Origin of the sequence: Devosia neptuniae (assembly GCF_025452235.1) — a bacterium.
Lineage (GTDB): Bacteria > Pseudomonadota > Alphaproteobacteria > Rhizobiales > Devosiaceae > Devosia.
The window spans coordinates 476,588-501,408 of the sequence record NZ_CP104964.1 but is presented as its reverse complement, the minus strand read 5'-3'; the positions used below and the strand labels follow the sequence as shown (position 1 = coordinate 501,408).

Below are 24,821 nucleotides of genomic sequence, written 5' to 3'. Positions count from 1 at the left end.
CGCTGTGGGCACAAGTCTAGCGATGAATGCGAGCGTGATGGTTCGACCGTCCTTGGCCAGCGGGGGAGGGGGGTTACCCTGGGAGGGTCCGCTCCAGCAAATTCAGCAATCCATTACCGGGCCGGTGGCCGGCGCGATTGCCTTGGCCGCCGTCGCGGTCGCCGGCGGCATGCTGATCTTCGGTGGCGAACTCAACGATTTCGCGCGGCGATTGATGTACATCGTGCTCGTCGCTGGGGTCCTGCTCGGCGCCACGCAGATCGTTGCGCTGTTCGGTTCGACGGGCGCCTCCATTGGCGAGGCGGCACAGTTCTCTTCAGTCGGAGCAATCGGAGCGTTCCATGACTGAGATTGGCAGCCGCTTGCAGCGCGTCCGGATCCATCGCGCGCTCTCGCGGCCTAACCTTTTGTTGGGCGCCGACCGCGAACTGGTTCTGGCCACCGGCCTCGCTTCCATCATTTTGATCTTCGTGGTGCTCACGCCAACGTCCGCCGTGGTGGGCATCACCATCTGGATCGTAATCGTGGGCCTGCTGCGCATGATGGGCAATGCCGACCCCCTGATGCGCCGGGTCTATCTGCGGCACATCCGCTACCGGCCATTCTACCGGCCAACCGCTTCGCCGTGGCGCAAATACTAAAGGGAATCGAACATGGTTGCACTTAAGCAGTTTCGCCGCACCGCGCCAGGCTTTTCGGACTTGCTGCCCTATGCCGGGCTTGTGGACAACGGGGTGCTCTTGCTCAAGGACGGCTCGCTAGTGGCCGGCTGGTACTTTGCAGGCCCTGACAGCGAAAGCGCCACCGATGTCGAGCGCAATGAAGTGTCCCGTCAGATCAACGCCATCCTTGCCCGATTGGGGAGCGGCTGGATGATCCAGGTCGAAGCCTTGCGGCTGCCCACCACCAGCTACCCGACCCGCGAGCAATCTTATTTCCCTGACCAGGTTAGTGTGTTGATCGATGACGAGCGACGCCAGCACTTTGAGGCGGCAAACGGGCATTTCGAGAGCCAGCACGCCATCATCCTCACTTATCGTTCGCCCCAGCCGGGGCAATCGAGGCTTACGCGCTATGTCTATGCGGATAGGGCCTCGCGGGCGGAGCGGTTTGGTGACACCGCGCTTGCCGCCTTCAAAACAGCGATCCGTGAATTTGAACAGTATATGGCCAATGTAGTGACCATCCGGCGCATGGTCACCCACGAAACACCCGATCATGGTGGCGCCCGAAGCGCCCATTATGACGAGTTACTGCAGTTCGTGCGCTTCTGCGTTGTTGGGGAGAACCACCCAGTCCGCCTACCCGATATTCCAATGTATTTAGATTTCCTGGTAACGGCCGAGTTTCATCACGGCCTCTCCCCGCTGATCGACAATCGGTATTTGTCTGTGGTCGCCATAGACGGGTTTCCGGGCGAAAGCTGGCCCGGGATCCTCAACACTCTGGACTTGATGCCGCTAAGCTACCGTTGGTCGAGCCGGTTCATGTTCCTCGATCCGATCGAGGCACGGCAAAAGCTCGAGCGCACACGAAAAAAGTGGCTGCAGAAAGTTCGGCCTTTCATGGATCAGCTATTCCAGACCAGGTCGGGCGCCGTCGACCAGGACGCCGCTCTGATGGCGAGCGAGGCCGAAGACGCCATTGCCGAGGCTAATTCGCAACTGGTCGCCTATGGCTACTATACCCCAGTCATTGTTCTCTTTGGAGACAATGACCAAAAGCTGCGCGAACAGGCCGAGAGCGTTCGCCGGATCGTCCAGGCCGAAGGCTTTGGTGCCCGCATTGAAACGCTGAATGCGACCGAGGCCTATCTGGGGAGTCTGCCAGGCAATTGGTACGCAAACATCCGCGAGCCGCTCCTCAATACCCGCAACCTAGCCGATCTTATCCCGCTTAACGCGGTATGGTCCGGAAGCCGCGTCTGTCCTTGCCCATTCTATCCACAAAATGCGTCGCCCCTGATGCAGGTGGTCAGTGGTTCAACCCCATTCCGGCTTAACCTGCATTCTGGTGACGTGGGGCACACATTGATCTTTGGCCCCACCGGCTCAGGTAAGTCGACATTGCTAGCGTTGATCGCTGCACAGTTTCGTCGCTACGAAAACGCTCAGCTGTTTGCCTTCGATAAAGGCAAGTCGATGCTGCCGCTCACGCTGGGCGTTGGCGGCGATCACTATGATGTCGGGGCAGGTGAGGCCCTGGCGTTTTGCCCATTAAGCGAGCTGACGTCTGACAGCGATCGAGCTTGGGCCGCCCAATGGCTCGAGACACTACTCGTCCTGCAGGGCGTCCGGGTAACACCTGACCATCGCAATGCCATTTCCCGGCAATTGGGGTTGATGACAACCTCGGAGCGCCGCTCGCTTTCCGACTTCATTTCGGGCGTGCAACTGCGCGAAATCAAGGAGGCGCTGCATCATTACAGCGTCGATGGTCCGATGGGTCATCTGCTCGATGCCGAAGGTGATGAACTGACATTGTCCAGCTTCCAGACCTTCGAGATCGAAGAGCTGATGAATATGGGTGAGCGCAATCTGGTACCGGTGCTGCTCTATCTGTTTCGGCGCATTGAGAAGCGACTAACTGGCGCGCCCAGCCTGATCATTTTGGATGAAGCCTGGCTGATGCTAGGCCATCCGGCTTTTCGCGACAAGATCCGCGAGTGGCTCAAGGTGTTGCGCAAGGCCAATTGCGCTGTCGTTCTAGCAACCCAATCGATTTCGGACGCGGAGAATTCCGGCATCATCGATGTCCTCAAGGAATCCTGCCCGACCAAAATCTGTCTGCCAAACGGGTCCGCGAGGGAGACGGGAACGCGCGAGTTCTACGAGCGGATCGGTTTTAATGACCGGCAAATCGAGATCATAGCCACGGCTATGCCAAAGCGAGAATACTACGTCGTCTCGCCCGATGGTCGACGGCTCTTCAACATGGCGCTGGGCCCGGCAACATTGAGCTTTGTCGGTGCCAGTAGTCGCGACGATCTTGCTCGCGTCACCGCGCTTTATCAGCAATTCGGGACAGGCTGGCCAGCGCAGTGGCTTGCCGAAAGAGGTGTGTTCCATGGGTCAGCATCGTCTGTTTGAGGCCGCAGCGGCCCTTCTGATTGCAGCGTCTCCCATTCCGACTTCAGCGGCTGGGCAACTGGTTGGCGCGACGGAGTTCACCCAGATACTCAACAATGCCGAGCTTGTGGGCTTGGTGGGGCAGTCTGGGGTGCAGATCGACAACCAAATCACTCAGATCGGCCATCAACTCGAGCAGATCCAAAACCAACTCAGAATCTACGAAAACATGATGCAGAACACCCTGACATTACCCGATCAGGTGTGGGGCCAAGTCGAGAGCGATCTTGACCGACTACGAACCATTGTTGGGGAGGGGCAAGGGATGGCTTTCTCCATGGGCAATATCGATGACATGCTCAAGCAGCGGTTCCAAAGCTATTCCGAGTTCTTGGCCGATCCTCTGCGCGGCGAGGACTTCTCGGCGGCGTATCAGAGCTGGTCCGATACCAACCGCGACACCATTGCCGGGACGCTTAAGACGGCAAACCTGACTGCCGAGCAGTTCAGCTCGGAGGAGGCGACCATGGCCCAATTGCGGAACATGTCGCAAACCTCGGTTGGCCAAATGCAGGCTCTGCAGGTGGGCCACCAGATTGCGACCCAGCAGGTGGCGCAGACCCAAAAGCTTCGGGGTCTTGTCTCGCAGCAGATGACCATGATGGGCACCTGGTACCAATCCGAGCAGGCGGCGAGGGATCTGGCACAGTCGCGTCGCGAAGAATTTTTCAACGCCACCCGCCCACCAACATCAGGCGGCCAACAAATGGAGCCTCGTTGGTGAAATCGATCCTTCCGACTGCAATCGCTGTTTTTAGTCTCAGCCCCGTCGCTGCGCTATCCGTCATCCGGGCCAGCTCCGTCACCGAGGCGGTCAGAGCGCGGATGCGTTCTGATTCCGAGCGCCCAGCGGCTCGCGGAGCACAAGTAATGCGACCTCGGTGGAACGATTGATGGGCTCCACTCCTTTGCATCCCGCCTACGTCCTCATCGTCGCAATTTGGGTTGTTGGCATCGGTGCTGCCCATGGGCAAGACGGTGGCGTGCTCGCCAATTTGGAGAACGGCATTGCCAATGCGGCAGCAGGGTGGGAAGCCACTATTATGCAAGCCGCGCGGTCGCTGTTCTGGATTCTTGCAGGCATCGAAGTTGGGATTGCTGCCGTATGGTTGGCGATTCAAGGGGCCTCGCTCGACAATTGGTTTGCCGAGTTGGTTCGTCGAATCCTCTTTATCGGCTTTTTTGTCTTCGTGCTGGAGCAGGGACCGGGGTTCGGTCGCGCCGTTGTAGATAGCCTGTTCCAAATCGGATCCAGTGGTGGCTCGGCATCGCCCGTCGATGTCTTCAACGCCGGCATAGCCGTAGCGTCAGACATGTCACAGGACGTCCGATTTGGTCTCTTTGAGGACAATGCTCTCGCCATAGCGGCGGTCTTCGCCATGATCGTCGTCGTGATCTGTTTCGCCCTGGTCGCAGCGATCTTCGTTGCGGTGATGGTCGAAATGTATGTCGGCCTTCTTGCCGGCATGATCATGCTCGGTCTAGGTGGCTCCAGCTTCACCAAGGATTTCGCCGTCCGCTATCTGATCTACGCGTTTAGTGTCGGTATGAAGCTCATGGCCCTTGTCATGATCGCGCGCATAGGCTCGGAAGTCCTCATTGATATGGCCGATGCCAGCGCGAGCGGCGACAAGTTTCTGACCTCACTCGCCATTGCCGGCATTGCCGTCGTCGTCTTCATGATCGCGATCTATGTGCCGGCCATTATCCAGGGCGTGATCCAAGGCGTTTCGGTGACCAATGGTGGTGAGACCCTACGGCCAACATTAGCTAACGCCCAATTCGGCGCCGGCGTTGCTGCTATGGCCGCGACCACCGCCGGGGCAGGGGGGCGGGCTGCCGCCGGCGCCTTTGAACGAGGCGGCTTCACGGGTGCAACAGCAGCTGGTTCGGCTGCAATGGCGTCAACAGCCATACGCGGCCTTGCAGCGACGGGATCAGCGGTTAAGGACCAGGCTATCGGCGCTCCCGGCAGTTTCGGGACGAGCACTATGGGTCTGGCTAACTCCAAGCTGGCCGCCAGCCTGGGGCAGGGCGGTCGTCCGGCTAGCTCCACCAAACCTTCCGTCCCTTCCGGCAAGATCGACAAGCCGTAAGGAGCATAGTCTATGTCCACTTCGACTCCCCCGACAATCCCTATCTCGCCGCGCGCTTCGAATGGAACGAACGCTATGGCGGGTACATCCGCGCCGCGAACGCCTGGCGGGCGGTCGCGATGATTTCGCTGACGCTTGCGGTGATCGGCGTCAGTTATGCGCTTTACCAAAGTACACAGGTCAAGCTGGTTCCTTATATCGTTGAGGTCGACAAACTCGGCGCGCCTGCGCTGGTCGGCTTCCCCGAGCAAATCGAGTACGCCGATCCGCGCGTGGTACGGGCTATGCTGGGTGGCTTTGTCGCCGACCTCAAGTCCATCACGCCCGACGCTGTCGTGCAGAAACAATACATCGATCGCACTTATGCGATGCTGCGCACCACCGACCCAGCAACTGAGAAGATCAACGCCTGGTTTCGCGGTGCTAACCCATTTGAACGCGCCCGCACGGCCACCGTGTCGATCGAGGTCAACAATGTGGTTGCCCTGTCCAGCCAGTCCTATCAGATCGACTGGACGGAGTATGAACGCGACCGCCAAGGCAAGCAGCTCGCCACACGCAGGTTCCGCGGTATCGCCACTGTCACACTGACCCCACCGCAGGATGAAGCCATCATCCGTCTCAATCCCATTGGCCTCTATATCCGCGACTTCGATTGGACGGCCCAGTTGTGAGGTTCACAATTCCCATGCAGAAGCAGTCCGCTCACACGAGCGCCTTTGTTTGGTTAGCCGCCATTGGCGTGACGATCTTCTCGACGGGCTGGGCCATCGCCCAGGATCTATCCGAGAAGGAGAACCGGGCGACCCACCTCTCCGACCAATGGCAACAAGGACAAGGTGTGGTTTCCCGAGGACCCGATGGCAAAATCATATTCCTCTATGGCGAAGTGCAGCCCGCGGTGATCTGTTCGCCATTGCAGGTTTGCGACATAGAGTTGCAGGCTGGCGAAGTGGTACGTGACGTGCTGGTCGGCGATACTGTGCGTTGGAAGGTAGAACCGGCCACGTCAGGCCCAGCCGGGGGCCAGTCTGTCCACCTCATCGTCAAGCCGTCCGAAAGCGGACTCGAAACCTCCATGGTGGTGACCACGTCTCGGCGCACGTACCACATCAAGCTCAGATCCCATGCCTCCAGCTACATGGCCAGGGTTGGCTTTGAGTATCAGGAACACGTGGCAATGCGGCTGGATGAAATTAACGCGCGCGTGCAGGCCAACACTATTGCCGGGGCAGGAGTGCCGGCGGAGAACCTGGATTTTGACTTTCGCCTGGAGGGTTCAGCGCGTTGGAAACCGACCCGGATCTATACCGACGGCGTCAAGACCTACATTCAGTTTCCGAATGCGCTTTCAGGCGGCGACGCACCTGTATTGTTCGTCATTTCGGGCGGGCAGAACCGCATCGTCAATTATCGACTGAACGACACCATGATGGTGGTCGACTACCTCATCGACCATGCGGTGCTCGTGTCTGGCGTCGGCGGGCAGCAGCAAAAGATCACTATCAAGCGAAGGGGCTGACCATGCTCGACCGGTTTATCCCGCTGCGCGCCAGTAGCGCGCTCTTTCTGGCCATTATGCCGGCAGGATGTGCCACATTTGGGGCGGCTCACACTGCGGCCTTGGTGAGTACCGATGCGGCGCAGGTTTCAGCCCCAGCGGCCGAAATTATTGCTGAAGATCTCGTCGGCCGTTTGGCTGAGGCTGTGGGTCCGGGCACCGGCACCATCACGTTGCGACCGGACACTTCCGCATTCGCCATCGCACTAGACACCTCGCTCCGAAAATGGGGCTATGCTGTCGCCGCCGGTGACAAGGCAGAGATCGCGAACCCAATCCCGCTTACCTACATTCTTGATACCCTTGATGACTCGGTATTGGCGCGGCTGTCCACGCCCGTGGTCGATCTAGGACGTGCCTATGCGCTAACCGCAGCCGGAGCGGAGCCATCAAGCCCACTGTCGGTCATGTTGCGCTCATAGGGGCACGGGAACAATGGCTACAGTCGATATCACGCCAGAGCTACCCAAGAGCGATACCCCCAGGGTCCGGCGGCTCAATCGCCTGCCGGTCATCTTTGCGATCACCTTGGCTGTCGTCGTTGTGATGGTTGTTGTCTATGGACTATCGACACGCGGGTACTACGGACCGGAGGAGCGGGGACCAGACCGATCTACAGGAGCGCCCGCACGCAGCTTTGGGGATCGGCTTAAAGATGGAGTTCCCGATGGGATAATCGAGCCGCCCATTGTCCCGGCGGTCATACAGCCACAACCACTGCCGCCTTCGCCTGCGGCCAATCCGTTCCAGCCGGCGCCGACAACCCCACCATCCGAAACGCCAATCGCCAGCGCGTCGGAGGACTGGCGGGCCCGGCTGCAGCGCGAGCAAGAAGAACAGTATCTACGCGAATTGCATCGTCAGCGAATGTTGAGCCTGCAAGCCGATCAGGCAGCGCTCGATTCACCGATAGCGGTGGAGGTCCATCGGTTGAGCCTCCAACAGGCCGTTCAGGGCCCCGCCCAAGCATCTGCGGGCAGCATGCGACCGGATCTCTCAAATCTCTATGCCACTTTGGGTGCCGGACAAATCACTGAGCCCAACAACCAAGGAGCTAAGGAGAATTTTTTCAATCAGAGCCTGCAGGACTTGGGCTACCTAGCCAACGGCGTAGTTCCAGCGATGTCGCCCTATGAGCTGAAGCGCGGCTCCGTTATTCCCGCGACGTTGATCACCGGGATCAACTCCGATTTGCCTGGTCGCATCATCGCCCAGGTTAGCCAGAACGTCTTTGACAGTGTAAGCGGACATCACTTGTTGATACCGCAGGGTTCACGCCTGTTGGGGCGTTATGACTCCAAGGTCACGTTTGGCCAACGACGTGCCCTTGTCATCTGGACCGATATCGTCTTTCCCAATGGCGCTACCCTGCAAATTGCCGGGATGGCGGGCACGGACGCCCAGGGTTATGGCGGTTTTGCCGATCAGATAGATAACCACTATTTCGAGGTCTTCGGCTCGGCCATCCTCATCGCCGCGATTGGTGCCGGGATCGATATGGCGCTGCCTCAGGATCGCAACTCGTCCAACAATGACGGAACCGATGCGGCGCGGCGCTCCTTCGCTGAAACATTCGGCCGTGTTGCGGACCGCACGATCGACAAGAACATGGACGTTCAGCCCACGGTCGAGATCCGGCCAGGATACATTTTCAATATTCTCGTCGACCAGGACATGGTGTTCCCCAACTCATTCTAGCCCACGCGGACGGCTGACTACTTATCCGTCGCCCAATAACCAAGTTTTGACCGGCGGCGTAGAGTTTTTAGGAGGGTGTTTCTTTACAAGCCCGTCTTGATCGCCAAAAAGTTTAAAAGGACATTTTTTTATCATTGATAACGACTTAGGGAGGGGTCCCGACAATGAGAATGGAACCTGACTGGTTGATTGAGTTCCTTGAGCGTTTAGAAATCGTACAGAAGCAGGCCGATCTATCTGCTTCACTTAAGGCGCTCGCCGGTAATCTCGGGTTCGACCATTTTAGTTACATCGACTCCTACGGCAGCGACATTCGCGGTCTGTCGAATTATCCCAAAGACTGGCAGAACGTCTATCTTGCCCGCGAGCTCGTGGTGCTGGACCCGGTGGCGAAATCAGCTCAGGCTATTCGCAGGCCGTTCAACTGGAACGAAAACACTGTGCCGCTACCTATGTCCCAAAGACAGGTGGCATTCATGGAAGAAGCGGCCGAAAGTGGTATTGCTGCCGGCGTAACCATACCCATTCCAGCCGGTTATCGGCATAATGTCATGCTAACCCTGGCGTCGCCGTTTGGCGCGGCGGACAAGCTTAGTGATCCAGAGCTCTCCTTCTTGCGCGATGCCGCGAATTCTCTGCATGGTCACATCCGGGGGCGGCTACGGCATCTGCTTGATGGCCCGGACTATCGTCTCACCCCCGGCGAGTGTCGGGTCCTGATCTGGGTGCGCCACGGCTTTCCGGCCAATGAGATTGCATCGATTTTGGACGTCAAATACGACTCTGTTCAATTCCACCTGCGCAGTATTCGCCGCAAATTGGGAGCCATGAACATCCAGCACGCAGTTGGTATCGCGACCTCACATGGGCTCATATAGCAGTTTCAAGCTACTGAATTGCGGGGGCGACAACATATATTGTCCTTTGCACGGGCCCATTCGCAGAGGCGCCGCAGATAATTCGGAGGTAAACCGGATATGTGGGAGCACATCATCAGGATCACATCTGTCCACCTTCGTTCCCCCAAAGCATCGTGAACTGGTCGGAACTGGAAAAGCGGCAGCAATCTGATGTCGTGCTCGAACGCATAGTGCGGTCTAGTACAGTCGCAGAGGCGCTGCGGACGATGCGCGATCATTATGGCCTGTCGCACGTCACTTACCATCTGGCGCAAACAGTCGTTGGAAAGGTAGATTCACCTTTCGTACGAACGACTTACCCGGACTCCTGGGTGGCGCGATATCTACTAAAAGGCTATATTCACGTCGATCCGATCACTCGGGAAGGTTTTGCTCGGTCGTTGCCTTTCGACTGGGATGAGGTTGAGACCACCTCTTCGGACGAACCCTTTTTGATAGATGCTGCCAAACATGGTGTGGGCAGCCGGGGCTGCTCTATTCCAATCACTGACAAGGCCGGGCGAAGGGCGCTTGTTTCGGTGAATTCGATGCTTCCAGAAGTCGGTTGGCGGAACCTCATGGCGCGCTTTCTCAATGAGTGGGTCGAGTTGGGGCAACTCATCCATCGAATTGCGATCGCCGAGCTCTACGGGGAGCGTGATCCTGTGCCAGCACTCACGCGCCGAGAGATCGAATGCTTGCATTGGACCGCTCTTGGAAAGGACCACAGGGATATTGCGGTCATTCTGAGCATATCAGAGCACACAGCGCGGGATTATACGAAGTCGGCTCGATTAAAACTGGGATGCGCCACACTATCTGCGGCAGTTACACGAGCAAATCACTTGCGCATCATAAGCCCATGGCCTTCCGGACCCCCATGAATCGAGGGGTCAATTTGCGGGGATTTCTGATTAAATCCATAGCGCGCATCTTTTCCGCAATAGTTTTAAGCGGAGAGAACAGCGATGATCGTTTCGATACAAACATTCGAGCATCAGAAGTACTCAGATGTGATGTTGCAAATGTTCCAAGCACGAAAGAGGGTGTTTTTCGACACGCTGCATTGGGACGTCTCTGTTCAGGAGGAATGTGAACGGGATCAGTATGACGACATGGACCCCGTGTACCTCGTTTGGTGCGATCAACGCCGCTCCCGTCACTACGGCAGCATGAGACTGATGCCGACGACAGGGCCAACACTTCTTTACGATGTCTTCAGATGCACCTTCCCTGACACCGCCAACCTGGTCGCCCCCGGCATCTGGGAAGGCACACGCATGTGCCTCGATGAGCAAGCACTGGCGGCGGACTACCCCCAAATCCCTCCGGGTCGGGCGTTCAGTCTTTTGCTGGTGGCACTATGCGAGTTTGCACTGGATCACGGTATTCATACGCTGGTTTCAAACTACGAACCGCACGTCAAACGCCTCTATCACAGAGCGGGCGCCCGTGTTCATGAGCTGGGGCGCGCAGAAGGCTTTGGGCGATCTGCGGTGTGTTGCGGCGCCTTTGAAGTTTCACTGGATGTGCTGAGGACAATGCGCGCAAAACTGGGTCTTTCGGAAGCAATCTATCGAAGGCCAAGAAAAGCTTCCGTCGCTGTGTCGACGTTCTGCGCCGCTTAAGCGGGCTGGTGCTGGGATATGGCATCGATCGTCATCGCTTCCACCGACGTAGATTACTACCTACTGCTCTCGCACATCCTATCGGAGGCAGGGTTTGCGGTGCGGCTGGCGTCAAGCGTGGAGGAGACTGTCCATCTCAGCAATGAGGCGAACCCCTTCGCAATTCTTCTCGACTGTCGTTCGGGCGACCGTCTGGCTATCGAAGCTTGTCTTGATCTCAAGCGTGATGCCACGACATTCGGAATTCCGACGGTTGCTTTGATCGGCCCCGGGGCCGAGCAGCAATATCTAAGCTTGATGACGGCGGGCGTGGATGAGAGCTTTGTGCGTCCAATTACTCCACGCAAGCTCATAGGCTTTCTCGAGAGGCTCGCTGGACTGCCAATCACTGGTCGCACATATCCAGACGGCAGGGCGACGCTCATCTACGCAGACATTGATATCGATCTCGATGCACATCGTGTCTCACGTAACGGTCGGCCAATTCATCTTGGCCCAATCGAATTTCGGATGCTTCGACACCTGATCGAGCACACGGGACAAGTTTGCTCACGCGATGCGCTGGTAGAAGCGGCCTGGCGACACGGGCAATATGTCGATCGAAGGACGGTCAATGTGCATGTCGGCCGGCTTCGACAGGCGCTGGGCGAAAGTGGCGGTAACATCATTCGCACGGTGCGCTCCGCCGGCTACATTCTCGATGCACCTGCCCAGCCGTCGCGCGACTAGCACCAGCTGGAAGGGCATTGAATTGGATTTGATTGTCACCAACACCACGATCATCACAGGCGATGGAACCACAATCCATCCGAACGGCCAAATCGGTATTGCCGATGGCAAAATCGCAGCGATATCTGTCGGGCAAGAGCAATTGTCGATGTTCGGCATACCCCGGCTTGACGCAAGAGGCGCAACCAGCTTTCCGGGTCTCATTAACGGCCACGCTCACGGGTGTGTACACGGACCGGCGATGCCCAGTGGCTCCAAGCCACTGGATCCTTCCGACGTCAGATACTTTCGCAATCGACATCTGCTTGGTGGAACCACGACCCTTTTGAACGTTTGCGGTCTATCGTTGCCGCATGAGGTCGATAGCAGCCTTCAAGGGCCGCATCCTCTTCGAACATTCGTCACAACTGCACATACAGCTAGCTCCGTCAGTGCGGCCCTCGAGGTGGATGGCAGCGGACTGCGAAGCCACCACCTAAGGGCAACTGTAGAGGAGGCTATTGCGAGCGGTGCCGTCGCGCTTGGGGAAGGGGGAGGGGGCCAGACCCTGGGAGGAGGCGCACAGGACTATGGGTTCTTGCCTCAAGCCATTCTAGAGACAACCGGCATTTTGGTCGAAGCTCGCGATGCAAGACGCCTGAAGGAGCTTCTGCTTGGCCGCACCCTTAAAGACCCGACCTTCCCGCTCAACGCGCAGTTCATTGCGTTGTGCGATGAGCTGGATCTCCTCAGTCGGTCGACGTCCGAAACCGTGGCAAAGACTATTGCTGGGTCGGTCATGAAACCCGTAAAAAACGCGCTCCTTGGTCTTGCAGAGTTGGCAGAGGCGTCCGCGCGTACTGGCCTGCCGGCAATCCTTCACAGCGCCGCGCCCTCCGCAGAGCACATCCTGGATTTAGCGCGAGCTATGCCATCTGCGCGTCTGATCGCTGCACATTGCAATCACCCCTCGTTTACGCCGGAGGAGGCAGTTGCGACGGCAAGGTTGTTGCGCGACACCGGGGTTTTGATCGATGTCAGCACCCTCGATTGCATTTCCACTCATTGGCGCAATACCGCTGAAAACTTGGATGCATTGATCGGCGAAGGTCTGGTCGATACGCTTTCAACCGATTTTGCTGGCGGCCACTGGGATGGAATTTTGGAGGCAGTGCACCGCATGATCGTTTCGGGGCAAATGTCGGCACCAATGGCCATCGCATTGGCGACGGGCAATGTGGCTTCCGCGTTCGGGGCGTTCCATGATGCGGGACGCCTAGAAGTTGGAAAGCGAGCCGATATCACGATCGCCGATAGTCTGAATCTAAGCCGGGTGCGTCATGTGATCATAGGTGGCAAACGTGTGGTTGGGGACGGCGCTATCAATGAGGCTGGGCAAGACAACGACTAGATTCTTCGAAGTTGCGACGGCGATTCCAAGCCGAGCTCGATTGCAACCGGCGACAGCTCAGACGCTTTAAGTAGTGCTCGGTGGGCACATCAATCGATCCAGTTGTTATCACCGGCTCCTTCAGCCGAAGGCCACCGAACGGTACGGGCTGTTCACATCGCTCAACAACAATGCGTTGGTGCGCAGCAGATTTTCTTCGCGCGCCTCCGAGGCGTTCCAGATCAGACCCCCGGCGGTATAAGCCGCGCTTACCTGAGGCCACGTAGTGTAGGCCTTGCGAACTTGCGGCATCAAGAACCCGGCAAAGTTTGGGAATTCCGTGCGGTCGATGAAACCCCGCCCAGCGCGACAGGCTGGCCAGGCGCACGGCGTCCACGCCACTAGATTCGGTATTTGCGCCGGTTGAACATGAAGCCGCGAAGCTTCACGATGTTGAATCAAGCGCCGGTGATTTCCGCAAGGAGATAGTTCCCCCAGTGGTTCAGTCCGAACCTAGATTATGAACCGTATGATCTCGGATAACGGTTCCATCTGCCCATGGCGATCGGGAGCCCAAAGTTGATAAAGGCGGACTTGGAACCGATCGAATAAAATATCGATTGTATGTAAACTACATATACTTAGGTCATCCTCTAGCAGGGCCGCGATGCCCACAGGAGAGTGGCCGTCGCCGCCGTACCTCGGCTGCTCTCCTACTCTTCCGAGCTTCGCTATCTCGCCGAATTCATCTATGGTTAGCCTCTCCGGCCTGATGCTCAGTCGATTAAGCTCGTTTGGGCGAGGACGCGTTGTAGCTTACCCAGCTCGCAATGCTCGGGGTCAACGGCATCCAGCAATCGTTGGCACTGAATCTCGGAAATTCGGCCGGAGGCCAAGTCAAGAAACTTGCGCCGGACGTCTTGCCGCGAGAGATCGGTCGGCCCTATGGGACTCGGATTTTCCAGGACATCTCCCGTGTTGAAGGTGACGCGCACCTTAGCAAGCGTCTCACGCGGAAAGCGCTGATCAATCGTTGGGCACACATTCAATTTAATCCGGGCGGCTAATGCTGGGACACGGTCGTCGTGCAAGAGATCCTCGGTAATCGGGGACAGGGCCGCGGGGCCACGGAGCACTAACGCCGCCAAGCAGAATGGCAGGCTGTATTGCACCTCCACGAGATTGTCGGGCGTGAGCTTATTGGCAAGGCGCAGCGCCCAGGCAAAGGTGGCAACTTCGATCCTAGCAATGCTATCGGCCTCCACAGCGACGTCTTCGATCAGAGAGCAATAGGCGTCGAGTGCAGGGTGGACATAGCGACAACATGCATATCGCTTGAAGTAGGTTTCTAGGATCAGGGTGGGCTCCAGCGCATCGCCGATCGGCGGGCGATAGTCGTAGTGAGATGTGTGGTCCAACATATCTTTTGGCCCGGTGAATCTGTCACGCGATAAGTCGATCGCCATCAGGGCCTGCACCGTGCTGATCGGAATCCCCTCTTTTGCCCAATTGCCGGTTTGCCGCGCATAGCCTGAGCTGCCGTTGGCCTGCTGGTTAGGTGCCCAAACACCTGAAATAGCGAGAGCGTTCGAAAGTTGGTCGCTATCGAGCCCAACCAAACGGCCACACGCCGCAACCACGCCAAGACCCGCCCATCGCCCGGACTGGTAGGTTTGAGTTTTCTCAAATTGCTGGGCGGCGGCGGACCGGATCGCGACTTCGTATCCCATGGCAATGGCCGCCAGGATTTGAGGGGTTGAAGACCGGGCTCGCGAAGCTTGCGCCAGCACTGCTGGAACGATCGCAGAACCAGGATGCCCGCGCGCTAGGCGGTGTCCGTCGTCAAAATCGAGTGAAGAGGCAGCCATGGCATTGCACCAGCTAGCGCCGGCGACGCTCAATCGGCGTTGAGTAAACCAGATCGGCGCGTCACCATTTGCAAAGACCGAATATGCCACCTGTCGTGCCGATATGGCGGGCCGTGCGGAAACGCCGGCAAGACAAGACGCTACATTATCGAGCACACAGTCGATCGCTTTATGCGCGACGGCAGCGGATAAAGCCTCGGTAGGGTATTGGAGGATTTGGGCTGCCAAGCGCTCTGTAACACATTGAGATTCACTCATGGGTGGCTGCGCTATTGCCAGGGAAATCGTGCATAGAAGTTCGCAACGAAGATGCTGCGACATAGGTCTCGTAGATGTATTCCGCTACGTAGAGGTCGAGACTAGGTAATCCAACGCAGGTGATGTGGGTTGGGCCTCGCCCAGGTGCACGCCCGACCACATGGCCGGCAAAATCACGCACACCGAGCGCCTGTCCTTCAGCTTCCAACGTCGAACCGCGCCGGGAGAAATAGAGTGCAAGCGACTGCGAATTGCGGGCGCTAACCATGGCAAGGTCGTCGCAGACAAGAGTGCCATTCTGCATGACATGGGTCAGGTGCTCGGCGGGTGTTTCGTCACCGGCGAGATGGAGGACAACAGAATCTGAAGCCACTTCGTGCGCCGCGAAAACCGGGGATTTTGCGTTCGAAGCAGTTATGATGAGGTCAGCCTGAGTTAGCTTAGTGTTATCGGTCACGGGAACGACCTGAGCCACGCTCGGCTGCAGCGAACGCGCAAACGCCTCGGCTGTTTGACGAGATCGCGTTCGAACCCATAGTTTTTCGAGGCAAACGCCCAGTACGGCTCCAAGTGCCAAACCGATGCTGCGCGCAATCGGGCCGCCGCCAAAGAGAAAGACATTGATCGTTTTGCGTTCGGCGAGCACGGACTCGGCAGCCAGGGTTGCATAGGTTGCCGTGCGCGCCGCCGAAATGTCGGTGCCTTCGAGAAGGCAAATTGGACGCATGGTGAATTTGTCCAAAAGCAGGATCGTCGAGAAGGAACGCGCGAGGCCGAAATGCCGGTTTGCGGCATTGGCGCCAACGATTTTGACGCTCGCCAGCCTGGGACCGATTGCTGAAAGAGCGGAGAGCTTCCAGCCAAGGCGCTCCTCCCCGAATTGATCGCGGAGCGTGGCATAGCTGGCTGACGCCCATAGCTCGGCTTCAGGTGGAAGAAGAACCGACTTTTTGCCTATACTCAAGCCGGCGCCAAAGTCCCTCCACATCTGGGCGGCCCGATCATGAAGTACCCTTGGATCAAGCGCGATTCCAGCTTGTACGAGATCAGCTGAGGATATCAGTAGCGGCGGAAAGGCGGATCGATCGCGGTCCAAGGCTTGGCCCCTCGCAGGTTCTCACCTGTCGAGGATGCATTGATCAGCCGGTTAGAAAAAGCCAAGCTTTGGGCAAATCGAGGGAGACGGTGATGGCTACTTTTTCACCCGCTGTTCGTTTTTTGTTCGGACATCGTCGCTCGCTCATCAGAGATTGGCAAATATTCCCAACCAAGTGTCGTCTGCAATGAAATCGAGGTTTTGCGAAACGGAGGGAATTTTCTGCGCGTGGGGGCTCACGATGGCGAAAGCAGAGATGTTTCGGCGCGATGACAGCCGCCACAGCTGGAAAGCACCTGGCGATGAGACGCCATCGGAATAAGATTTCGAACTCTCTCGATCTCAGCGATCTCTAGATCGGTGAAGATGCACCCGGGACCATCCGAAGCTCTTGTGATCACCTGTCCCCAGGGGTCGCAAACAAGGGAATTGCCGAAGCAGCTCCGCGGCGTCCCGTCCGCGGATGGATAGGCACCCCATTGGCCGCACGCGACGAAATAGGTCTGAAATTCGATTGCACGTGAGCGGCAGAGTACGTCCCAGTGGTCCCGGCCGGTTTCCACAGTAAAGGCGGCCGGCAAGATCACCACGTCGACGCGGCGGCGCGCAAGTTCCCAGAACAGGTTCGAGAATCGCAGATCGTAACAAATCGCGCATCCGATCCGCAGACCGCAATGCTCATAAACGAGAAGACCTGAACCCGGCCTGACCGTGTCGGATTCTCCATAAACGCGGCCCGAAGGTGTGGTGATGTCGAAGAGGTGGATTTTTCGATAGCGCCCAACTTCCAACCCGGATGCATCGAATACGACCGTCGTATTGTAGATTTTATCCTCACCAGGAATGCGCTCCAGCATGCTTCCGGCATGGACCCAAGTACGGTGCTCGGCCGCAAATTCGGCGATCGTGCGATACGCCTCCCCGTTTGGCAGATTGTCAGCGGCTAGAAGTTTTTGCTCGATTGTGCCGCCGGACCAATCAAAATGCTCCGGCAGGACAATCAGATCCGGCCGCTCCGCAGCCACTGCTCGATGCATCAGCTCAGTAGCCTGTCGAAGGTTGTGGCTGCGATCAGGTTGGGAATTCATCTGGATCATTGCCAGTTTCATTGACTGTTCTCGCGATCGAAGTCGAAAATGGAATGGCCGGACAGCAGATGCTGCCTTACGGCCAGTGATCGCTGCTGGCGCGATTTCGCCTGGACGGCAACTTCGCGCATGCGAGCGGGATCGGCGATGTAGATGCCACTGTCATCGGCGAGTACGCAGTATCCTGGCAGGACTACAGTTCCTCCGCAGGAGACCGGGAAATTGATCTCGCCTCCAAGCTGGGTGTGTCGTGAAGTCGTTTTGGCAGAGACGCCACGACACCAAACGGGCAGACCGTTGCTGGCGATCTCCGTCGGATCCGTGCAGGGACCATCGACGATGATGGCTGCAGCACCCTTTGCTTTGGCCGCCGCTGTAACGCCACCGCCGACGCAGGCGAGGCCGTCACCTTCAAGTCTGGAAATGACCAACACATCTCCGGGTTCGAGCGTGTCGATCGCCATATAGATGACACGCCCGTCCCGACCCGGGGCGGCCACGGTGATGGCTCTGCCCATGGCCCGTGCGGGAAATACCGGGCGGACGTCCGCCGCAATGAAGCCAGAGGACTCGAAGTGACCAATGGTGGCCGTTTCGACATCCGCAAGCAGCGCAAGGAGGTCTTGGTCCAGCGGTCCAGGAGGGAGCGCCGTCCGGTACAATGTTGGCATTTTGCATGTTCCGCCTGGTTAGGGCCTTAGACTGGCCGTTCGCCGGCGGTTGTGGTGCGGTGCATGATCCGGATCGAGTTCGGATCGAAGGAGTCACGCCGGTGCATCGTGCAGCGATTGTCCCACATCATGATATCGCCGGCATTCCACTGCTGCACAAACACGTCGTCGGTTGTGGTCGTATGCTCCCAAAGCTGGGCGATGAGATCGGTGCTCTCGTCGAGGGGCATTCCGACGATCCAGGCACCTTCTGCAGTGCCACCGAGATAGAGGGCATCGCGTCCCGTTTCGCCGTGCTTGCGGACCAGCGGATGCACCATGCCGACCCATTCCCGGAAATCTTCGGAGGTCGGCTTGGTCTTGCCCAGGCGCAACTTACCTGTCTTGTCGTAAGCGCTCTGGAAGAAAATCTGCCGTTTGGCCACTGCGTCGCGCAGATGGTTGGGCAGCGTTTCATAGGCTTGGTAGGTGGAGAGGAAGTAGGTGTCTCCGCCGGTTTCCGGCACCTGCACCGCCCGCAGAATGGCACCGGCCGGTGGCTTCTCGTAGAACCACGTATCGGTGTGCCAAGTGGCTTCGCTATTACCCATCGCACCACTGGGCCGACCGTCCTTCATCGCATTGCTGATGACGAGGATTTCGGGATGCGTGGGATGGCCACCTTCCTGAAGTTGCTTGGGGTGAATGACGAACTCACCAAAGTGGGCCGAAAACTCGACCTGCTGCTGATCGCTGATATTCGCGTCGCGAAACCTGATGACTCCATATTGCAGCCAAAAGTCGCGGACGGTGGCGATATCGTCTGCAGTATAGTCATTGAAATCGAAGCCTTGGATGTCTGCACAGACATTGCTGTCGTGCTGAACGGCCGTAATTCTGTTCTTTGTCAGCATCGTTTTTCCTCCACTGGATGATGATCTCGACAATCACAAAATAGATGTAGTGAACCCGCTGCGTCCAATATCAATGGATCATTATTGATATTGTTCTGCTATTAATCAGCTAGCGGGTGAGGAGCTTTATGGCCGCCGGCTCGACGGTCAGTTCGATCGCGACGTCCGTAGCCAGTTGGGCGCCGCGAGCAGCACTGATGAGCGCCTTGAAGATCGTATTGCTCTGATGCCGGCACCACACTTCGAGATAGGCACCCAGATTGACGATCTTGATGATCTGGACCGGCAGCACGTTGGCCGGACGCTCAGTTGGGGTCGGCCCTTCGATCCAGCGCAGGGCTTCAGGCCGAATGCTGCAGAACGCGATTTCTGACGACGCCGGGGCAGGGGAGGCGGCCAGCAGCTCAAGTCCGGTTTCGGCGACCCGGACCCGTTGAATGCCGCCAGCATTGGCGATCGGGGTAACAGCAAAGATGTTGGACTTGCCGATGAAATCGGCGACGAAGGTCGATTGTGGCGCGCGGTAAAGCTCTGAGGGCGATCCAACCTGAGCAATGACGCCCTCATGCATGACCACGATCCGGTCGGACATGGCCATGGCTTCCTCCTGATCATGGGTCACATAAACGAAGGTAATGCCCAGCTCGCGTTGGACATCCTTAAGCTCGATACGCATGGTTTCGCGCAGCTTGAGGTCTAGGTTCGAGAGAGGCTCGTCCAACAGCAGAAGCGATGGGCGAGGGGCGATAGCCCGGGCCAGGGCGGTGCGTTGCTGCTGGCCGCCTGAGAGCGCTTTGGGATAGCGGTCTTCGAAGCCTTCAAGACGGACACTTTGAAGCGCCTTTTTGACTTGAGCATCGACCTCATCCCGCCTCTTGCCCTGCATCTTGAGGCCGAAACCCACATTTTCGGCGACGGTCATATGAGGAAACAGGGCATAGTTCTGAAACACCAGACCGACCTGACGCTTTTCGGGAGGTACGCCGGACTGTTCGACACCTCGTATCCTGATCTGTCCACTTGAGGGCGAAATAAAGCCAGCGATCATGTTCAGGGTAGTGGTTTTGCCGCATCCCGAGGGTCCCAGGATGCTGACGAACTCGCCATGGGGCACGATCAGGTCGATTTCACGCACGATCTGGCTGGTGCCAAAGTTTTTGCTCAGATTGATCAGTTCGATATCGCTGGTGCTCATTTGCTTCCTCCATGGATCTGGGCTGAGAACCCGCCGATTTTTTCAAAGACAAAGATCACCGCCAGCACGAAAAGCAGCGAGGCGACATTGACCGCAGCCAGCACCGGATCGAGGCTGTATTCGAGATAGTTAATGACGGTGATGGGCAGGGTGGTTTCCCCGGGCCGGACCAAAAAGACCGACAGCGGGATGTTGTTGAAGGAGATGATGAAGGCAAAGGTCATGCCGGAGAAAACGCCCGGCTTGATGATGGGGAGCAGCAGGTGCCGGATGCGCTGGGCTTTGGTTGCACCCAGGCTCTGGCCGGCCCGGTCAAGGTTCTTGTCGAAATTGAACATAGCGGTGGCGATCATCCGCACAGCAAATGGCAGGGTCAGGATGATATGCGCCGCGACCAGACCTGGCGTGCCGACCCATCGATAGAGCCCGGCCGAAGACAGGAACAACACGATCGCCACGCCTTTGACGATCTGGGGGACAGCTAATGGCGAGAGCAGAAAAGACATGATCGTGGCGTGACCGGGGCACTTTTCAAAGGCCACGACGTAGGCTGCAAGCAGGCCAAGTACCCCACTGACCAAGGACACGAGTATGGCGATTTGGGCGCTGAGGATGAAGGGATCAATCCATCGACGCGCCATCAGGTCGCCATACCACCGCACAGTCCACTCCCATGGAACGAGGGTCACCTTGGAGCTGGGACTGAGTGAAGCCGCCATCACCACGATGAGGGGCAGGGTGATGAACGCCATGACGAGAGCGATTGAGACCCAGAACAGGCCGGAGACAATTCGGTTCATATCGATCACCGGGGTTCTAGAAATGAAGCTTTTTGTGCAGGCGCATTTCGAGACGTGAGCCGACAAAGGCGATGATCAGCATCATCACCAGCAGCACGTTCGCCATGACCGCGGCAAAGGACCAGTCGATGTAAAAAAGGACCTGCTCGTAGACCATGGTGGCGAGAACCTTGAAGCCGGCGCCGCCTAGGATGGCTGGGGTGGCATAGGCGCTGGCGGACATGGTGAAGGCGAGCAACATCGAGCTGACAATGCCGGGAACGGTCAGTGGCAGAACGATATGGCGAAGCACGGAGACGCGCGATGCGCCCAAAATCTGCGCTGATTTTTCGAGGTTTTGATCGACGCCCTGCAGGCTCGTTAGCAACGACAGGATGCCGAACGGCAAGATCACATGGGTCAGTCCAACGACAACACCGAACATGTTTTTGGCCAGGGGCAGGGGCTCCGAGATAAGACCGAGCCACATCAATCCACTGTTTATGAAACCGTGGTCTTCTAAAATGATCAGCCAGCCATAGGTGCGCAACACCACGCCGGCGAGCTCTGGGGCGATTGCCAGGGCAAAGACCACCGCCCGCCAACGGGAGCGAGACCGCGCCAGGAAATAGGCCACGGGATAGGCCATGAGCGTGACGCAGATCGCCACGAGCCCTGACATAAGAACTGTTCGGCCCAGACCCGCCAAGGAGAAGTCGTCGGTAAAGAAACGCTCATAGCTGGCAAGAGACGCGGTCGATCCTCCCTGTGGATGGAAACTGAGGCCCACCATCATGCCCATGGGAATGGCGAAGAACACCAGAAGCAATAAGGTCGGGGGCAGGAGGGGCAGGTATTGGCGAGCCCGGGACGTCCAAACAGGACGTCCCCCTTCGGCGGTGAGCGCGATACTGGACATGGCCACTACCGCGCGGCCGGAACGACTTCGCGTTCCCAACGCTGGCCCCATGTCGAGAGGTTGGCGGCAAGCGAAGTCAAATCGGGAAGGAGGAGTGCGTCAAGATCAGCTTGCGTTGTGATCTTGCGGGCTCTGGCCTCTTCGCTAACCTCGATATCGGCGCGGGCGGAGCCAACTTTGTAGCCCTCGACCCAGCGTTCCTGGCTGGTCTTTTCGAGAAAGAAGTCGACGAACTTAAGTGCTAGTTCCTTGTTGTCGGCGCCGACAGGCACGTTGAGGGTGGCAATAAGGGGTATCGAGCCTTCCTCGGGGAGGATGTAGTCGACGGGCGCGCCACTATCAACGAGCAGTTGGGCCCGACCGTCCCAGAACGGCATTGCCCAGACCCGGCCGTCCTGAATGTAGCTTTCGAGAATAGCGGACGCCTGCTCGAAACCGATTGACTGAGCGGCGAGGCGGGCCATGGCCTCAAAGCCAGGATCGATATTGTTGTCGATATCCCCACCATGCACCGATGACATCAGCTGGGTGAGGAAGGCCGCCATGATGTTGGCAAACGTGGGCAGAACAATCCGGTTGTCGAGGCGCTCGTCGAAAAGATCGGTCCAGGATACAGGCGCTTCTTCAAGCATGTCGGTGCGATAGAGCAAGGCAAGATATTGCAGCTCGTGGACCGCTCCGCATTCGCCAGCAACGGCGCTAACGGCGGCATTGAGGTGAGCGAGGTTGGGGATGGTTTCGACGCTCAGTGGCTCCAACAGACCTTCGCGACATCCTTCGAGCGACTGGGACGCGGTCATAACCACGACATCGAAGCCGGGGCGCCCGTTGGTAGCTTTGATTTTGGCGTAATCCTGCTGCGAGGACCCCACCGCATCATAGATCACCGAAACGCCGTACTGCTCTTCAAACGGCTTGATGATGGCGTCCTGAATGATCTGCTCGTATGGGCCGCCATAGCTATTGACGATCAATTCCTGACCGTGAGCGATTGTTGTGGCGCCTGACAGCAGAGCAGCAGACGCTACTAGATATGCTGACTTCATGATGTTCCCCTCTTGAACTTGCGCTGGGCAAGGTGGCGAGGAACGGATCAGACTTCCAATATTAAGCTTCGCTCATTAATATCACAACGTTATCAATAGCGTTGCTCTGCGCCCTATAATCCGTTCCCGATGATATCAGGGTCGGACGCTGAGGTCGGATGCCTTGAGATGTTTGAATGTCGATAGCCACAATTGGTAGCCAGGCTCGTCGCCGTCTTGACGAGCATGGATTGCGCACCAGGCAGCGATGGATGTGGCTCTCGTTCCGAAGATGCTGGTAATCGTGCTCGCGGCCGCAGCCGGACAGGCCGCGAGGTTTTTGACGTCAGCGATCAAGCCCCGGGGGAGGGGGTGGATAGTGACTTTGTTTCTGACATGGCGGTGCTCCATAGAGAAGAGCCCAGCACGTTGGTGGCCGGACGTTTCTACGGCAGGCAACTGGCCTGCATCGTCCGGAAGCACCATCAATCAGTCAACAGTCGATGTAGCTGAATCCTAGCAACAACAGGTCGAGACACAACTATAAATTTCTGCGAGCACGAATATGTTAGCGCTTTCCCCGCGGGATTTCGACGTCGCTCGATTACGCACCATTCAAAGTCCTCGTGGTTGGAAACAGTATCCGCACCATGTGAAAGCAGCCCGTTGGAAACCGACCCCATGTCGGCCACAGAGGCCACAGTTGTAATTTACCGAGAGCGGACATTGACAAGGTTGCGTCCGAAATGCCCTATGCACTCGTCGTAGGTTCTTCGGCGGCCACAAGCCAACGGGGATTAAAAGGGAACACGGTGCGACGTACCCATCAGGGCGCAAAACCGTGACTGCCCCCGCAACTGTGAGCGGATAGCTCTTTCGAGATGCCACTGGCCGTAAGGCTGGGAAGGTTCGAAGGCGCCGTGACCCGCAAGTCAGGAGACCTGCCATCGACACACCTTTCAACCCGGCCGGGGTGTGCCGCGGGGAACGATGATGGCGCTTGACGACACGACCAAAAAGCTCAGCCTGATTTCGCCCGCAATGCGCCCCGCATCTGCGGAGCGCCTCGGTGAACCACGTCCACCTCGCTGATCATCTGCTTCCCTTCGACCCGTCCGGCCGCACCCGGCGCCCGGCTGCCCTACAGGTCGACGGGCTGAGCTGGGGACCTTCTAGAGCGGCACGGCTGCTGCACGACATCGCGTTCAGCGTTGCGCCGGGCGAGATGCTCGCTGTCGTAGGGCCGAACGGCGCTGGCAAGTCCTCGCTGCTGCGGTGCCTCTATCGCTATCATCAGCCGACTAGCGGGACAGTCGCCCTCGATGGTGCTGACATCTGGGCCATGGCTCCGCGCGATTGCGCCCGCCGGATTGCTACGGTGCTGCAGGAGCCAGCGACCGATTTCGGCCTGACCGTCGCCGAGATTGTCGAACTGGGCCTGACACCGCATCTGGGACGGTTCGGTCAGGCCGATCTGGCCGAGGTAGAAAGCGCGCTGGCATTGATGGGTCTCACCAGCTTTGCCGCTCGCGATTTCGTCACGCTCTCCGGCGGCGAAAAACAACGGGTGATGATCGCCCGGGCGCTGCTGCAGAAGCCCGATCTGCTGATCCTGGACGAGCCCACCAACCATCTTGACATCCGCCACCAACTCGAAGTGCTCGACCTGCTATCGCGCCTCGACGCCACCGTCGTCGTCTCGCTGCACGATCTGGCACTGGCCTCGGCCCATGCCGATCGCGTGCTGGTGCTCGACAATGGCCGCCAAGTGCAACTGGGCGCTCCGCTCGACGTGCTGACCCCCCAATCCATCCGCCGGACCTTCGCGGTCGGCGTGGCCATCGACACCCACCCTGCAACGGGTCGTCCCCGCTTTTCCTTCCATCTCAACGACAAACCTTGAGGAGCCTTCCGTGCGTCT

At 58.0% G+C, this 24,821-nt stretch carries 25 protein-coding genes and 1 riboswitch; of the genes, 15 read left to right on the top strand and 10 right to left on the bottom strand.

All coding sequences use genetic code 11. From position 1 onward, the window contains the following. The first annotated feature begins 22 nt into the window (after nt 1-22). The 14 genes from N8A98_RS02385 (at nt 23) to N8A98_RS02320 (ending at nt 13,129) form a co-directional block, all read left to right on the top strand. A complete protein-coding gene (locus tag N8A98_RS02385) occupies nt 23-349 on the top strand; it encodes a TrbC/VirB2 family protein (protein WP_262165894.1) in 327 nt (108 codons plus the stop codon). After that, nucleotides 342-641, top strand: coding sequence for a conjugal transfer protein TrbD (locus tag N8A98_RS02380; RefSeq protein ID WP_262165469.1), 300 nt, complete (start codon nt 342-344; stop codon nt 639-641). The genes N8A98_RS02385 and N8A98_RS02380 overlap by 8 nt, the downstream gene beginning before the upstream one ends. A gap of 12 nt (nt 642-653) precedes the next feature. Further along, complete coding sequence (locus N8A98_RS02375; protein ID WP_262165467.1) at nt 654-3,089, top strand: conjugal transfer protein TrbE; 2,436 nt, start codon at nt 654-656, stop codon at nt 3,087-3,089. Continuing rightward, complete coding sequence (gene trbJ / locus N8A98_RS02370) at nt 3,067-3,852, top strand: P-type conjugative transfer protein TrbJ (protein WP_262165465.1); 786 nt, start codon at nt 3,067-3,069, stop codon at nt 3,850-3,852. The genes N8A98_RS02375 and trbJ overlap by 23 nt, the downstream gene beginning before the upstream one ends. A 169-nt stretch (nt 3,853-4,021) precedes the next feature. Further along, nucleotides 4,022-5,224, top strand: a complete 1,203-nt coding sequence (trbL, locus tag N8A98_RS02365; RefSeq protein WP_262165464.1) for a P-type conjugative transfer protein TrbL — start codon at nt 4,022-4,024, stop codon at nt 5,222-5,224. Between the two features lie 5 nt (nt 5,225-5,229). Continuing rightward, a complete protein-coding gene (trbF, locus tag N8A98_RS02360) occupies nt 5,230-5,898 on the top strand; it encodes a conjugal transfer protein TrbF (RefSeq protein ID WP_262165892.1) in 669 nt (222 codons plus the stop codon). Nucleotides 5,899-5,912: 14 nt separating this feature from the next. Then, entirely contained in the window at nt 5,913-6,746 is an 834-nt protein-coding gene (gene trbG / locus N8A98_RS02355) for a P-type conjugative transfer protein TrbG (protein WP_262165462.1), read from the top strand. A gap of 2 nt (nt 6,747-6,748) precedes the next feature. Beyond that, nucleotides 6,749-7,207: a conjugal transfer lipoprotein TrbH gene (locus N8A98_RS02350; protein WP_262165460.1), complete on the top strand. Its 459-nt coding sequence runs from the start codon at nt 6,749-6,751 to the stop codon at nt 7,205-7,207. Between the two features lie 13 nt (nt 7,208-7,220). After that, nucleotides 7,221-8,483, top strand: a complete 1,263-nt coding sequence (gene trbI / locus N8A98_RS02345; RefSeq protein ID WP_262165458.1) for an IncP-type conjugal transfer protein TrbI — start codon at nt 7,221-7,223, stop codon at nt 8,481-8,483. A 170-nt stretch (nt 8,484-8,653) separates the two neighbouring features. Continuing rightward, entirely contained in the window at nt 8,654-9,361 is a 708-nt protein-coding gene (locus tag N8A98_RS02340) for an autoinducer binding domain-containing protein (protein WP_262165456.1), read from the top strand. A 170-nt stretch (nt 9,362-9,531) separates the two neighbouring features. Continuing rightward, nucleotides 9,532-10,266, top strand: a complete 735-nt coding sequence (locus tag N8A98_RS02335) for a helix-turn-helix transcriptional regulator (protein WP_390888759.1) — start codon at nt 9,532-9,534, stop codon at nt 10,264-10,266. A gap of 84 nt (nt 10,267-10,350) precedes the next feature. Continuing rightward, nucleotides 10,351-11,010, top strand: coding sequence for an acyl-homoserine-lactone synthase (locus N8A98_RS02330; protein WP_262165454.1), 660 nt, complete (start codon nt 10,351-10,353; stop codon nt 11,008-11,010). Between the two features lie 18 nt (nt 11,011-11,028). Further along, complete coding sequence (locus N8A98_RS02325) at nt 11,029-11,739, top strand: winged helix-turn-helix transcriptional regulator (protein WP_262165452.1); 711 nt, start codon at nt 11,029-11,031, stop codon at nt 11,737-11,739. 22 nt (nt 11,740-11,761) lie between these two features. Beyond that, complete coding sequence (locus N8A98_RS02320; RefSeq protein WP_315974434.1) at nt 11,762-13,129, top strand: amidohydrolase family protein; 1,368 nt, start codon at nt 11,762-11,764, stop codon at nt 13,127-13,129. A 120-nt stretch (nt 13,130-13,249) separates the two neighbouring features. On the opposite strand, the gene N8A98_RS02315 is transcribed toward N8A98_RS02320, so the two are convergent. The 10 genes from N8A98_RS02315 to N8A98_RS02270 form a co-directional block, all read right to left on the bottom strand. Next, nucleotides 13,250-13,510 carry a DUF1266 domain-containing protein gene (locus N8A98_RS02315; protein WP_262165887.1) on the bottom strand — a complete coding sequence of 87 codons (261 nt, stop codon included), beginning with the start codon at nt 13,508-13,510 and terminating at the stop codon, nt 13,250-13,252. 374 nt (nt 13,511-13,884) lie between these two features. Then, nucleotides 13,885-15,234, bottom strand: a complete 1,350-nt coding sequence (locus tag N8A98_RS02310) for an MmgE/PrpD family protein (RefSeq protein ID WP_262165450.1) — start codon at nt 15,232-15,234, stop codon at nt 13,885-13,887. Next, complete coding sequence (locus tag N8A98_RS02305) at nt 15,227-16,330, bottom strand: ornithine cyclodeaminase (RefSeq protein ID WP_262165449.1); 1,104 nt, start codon at nt 16,328-16,330, stop codon at nt 15,227-15,229. Before N8A98_RS02305 ends, N8A98_RS02310 begins: the two co-directional genes overlap by 8 nt. A gap of 236 nt (nt 16,331-16,566) precedes the next feature. Further along, nucleotides 16,567-17,439: a carbon-nitrogen hydrolase family protein gene (locus tag N8A98_RS02300; RefSeq protein ID WP_262165447.1), complete on the bottom strand. Its 873-nt coding sequence runs from the start codon at nt 17,437-17,439 to the stop codon at nt 16,567-16,569. Beyond that, nucleotides 17,436-18,089 (bottom strand): RraA family protein, encoded by a 654-nt coding sequence (locus N8A98_RS02295; RefSeq protein WP_262165445.1) that lies wholly within the window; start codon nt 18,087-18,089, stop codon nt 17,436-17,438. Before N8A98_RS02295 ends, N8A98_RS02300 begins: the two co-directional genes overlap by 4 nt. A 26-nt stretch (nt 18,090-18,115) precedes the next feature. Continuing rightward, a complete protein-coding gene (locus N8A98_RS02290) occupies nt 18,116-18,982 on the bottom strand; it encodes a TauD/TfdA dioxygenase family protein (RefSeq protein ID WP_262165444.1) in 867 nt (288 codons plus the stop codon). A 109-nt stretch (nt 18,983-19,091) separates the two neighbouring features. Next, nucleotides 19,092-20,177, bottom strand: a complete 1,086-nt coding sequence (locus N8A98_RS02285; RefSeq protein WP_262165442.1) for an ABC transporter ATP-binding protein — start codon at nt 20,175-20,177, stop codon at nt 19,092-19,094. After that, on the bottom strand, nt 20,174-20,977 hold the full coding sequence (locus tag N8A98_RS02280; RefSeq protein WP_262165886.1) for an ABC transporter permease: 804 nt from the start codon (nt 20,975-20,977) through the stop codon (nt 20,174-20,176). Before N8A98_RS02280 ends, N8A98_RS02285 begins: the two co-directional genes overlap by 4 nt. A gap of 16 nt (nt 20,978-20,993) precedes the next feature. Then, nucleotides 20,994-21,875 (bottom strand): ABC transporter permease, encoded by an 882-nt coding sequence (locus tag N8A98_RS02275; protein ID WP_262165440.1) that lies wholly within the window; start codon nt 21,873-21,875, stop codon nt 20,994-20,996. A 5-nt stretch (nt 21,876-21,880) separates the two neighbouring features. Then, complete coding sequence (locus N8A98_RS02270; protein ID WP_262165438.1) at nt 21,881-22,921, bottom strand: ABC transporter substrate-binding protein; 1,041 nt, start codon at nt 22,919-22,921, stop codon at nt 21,881-21,883. A gap of 728 nt (nt 22,922-23,649) precedes the next feature. Next, nucleotides 23,650-23,863: riboswitch (cobalamin riboswitch) on the top strand. Between the two features lie 106 nt (nt 23,864-23,969). On the opposite strand from N8A98_RS02270, the gene N8A98_RS02265 reads away from it, so the two are divergent. Further along, nucleotides 23,970-24,803 carry an ABC transporter ATP-binding protein gene (locus N8A98_RS02265; RefSeq protein WP_262165437.1) on the top strand — a complete coding sequence of 278 codons (834 nt, stop codon included), beginning with the start codon at nt 23,970-23,972 and terminating at the stop codon, nt 24,801-24,803. The last annotated feature ends 18 nt before the right edge of the window (nt 24,804-24,821 follow it).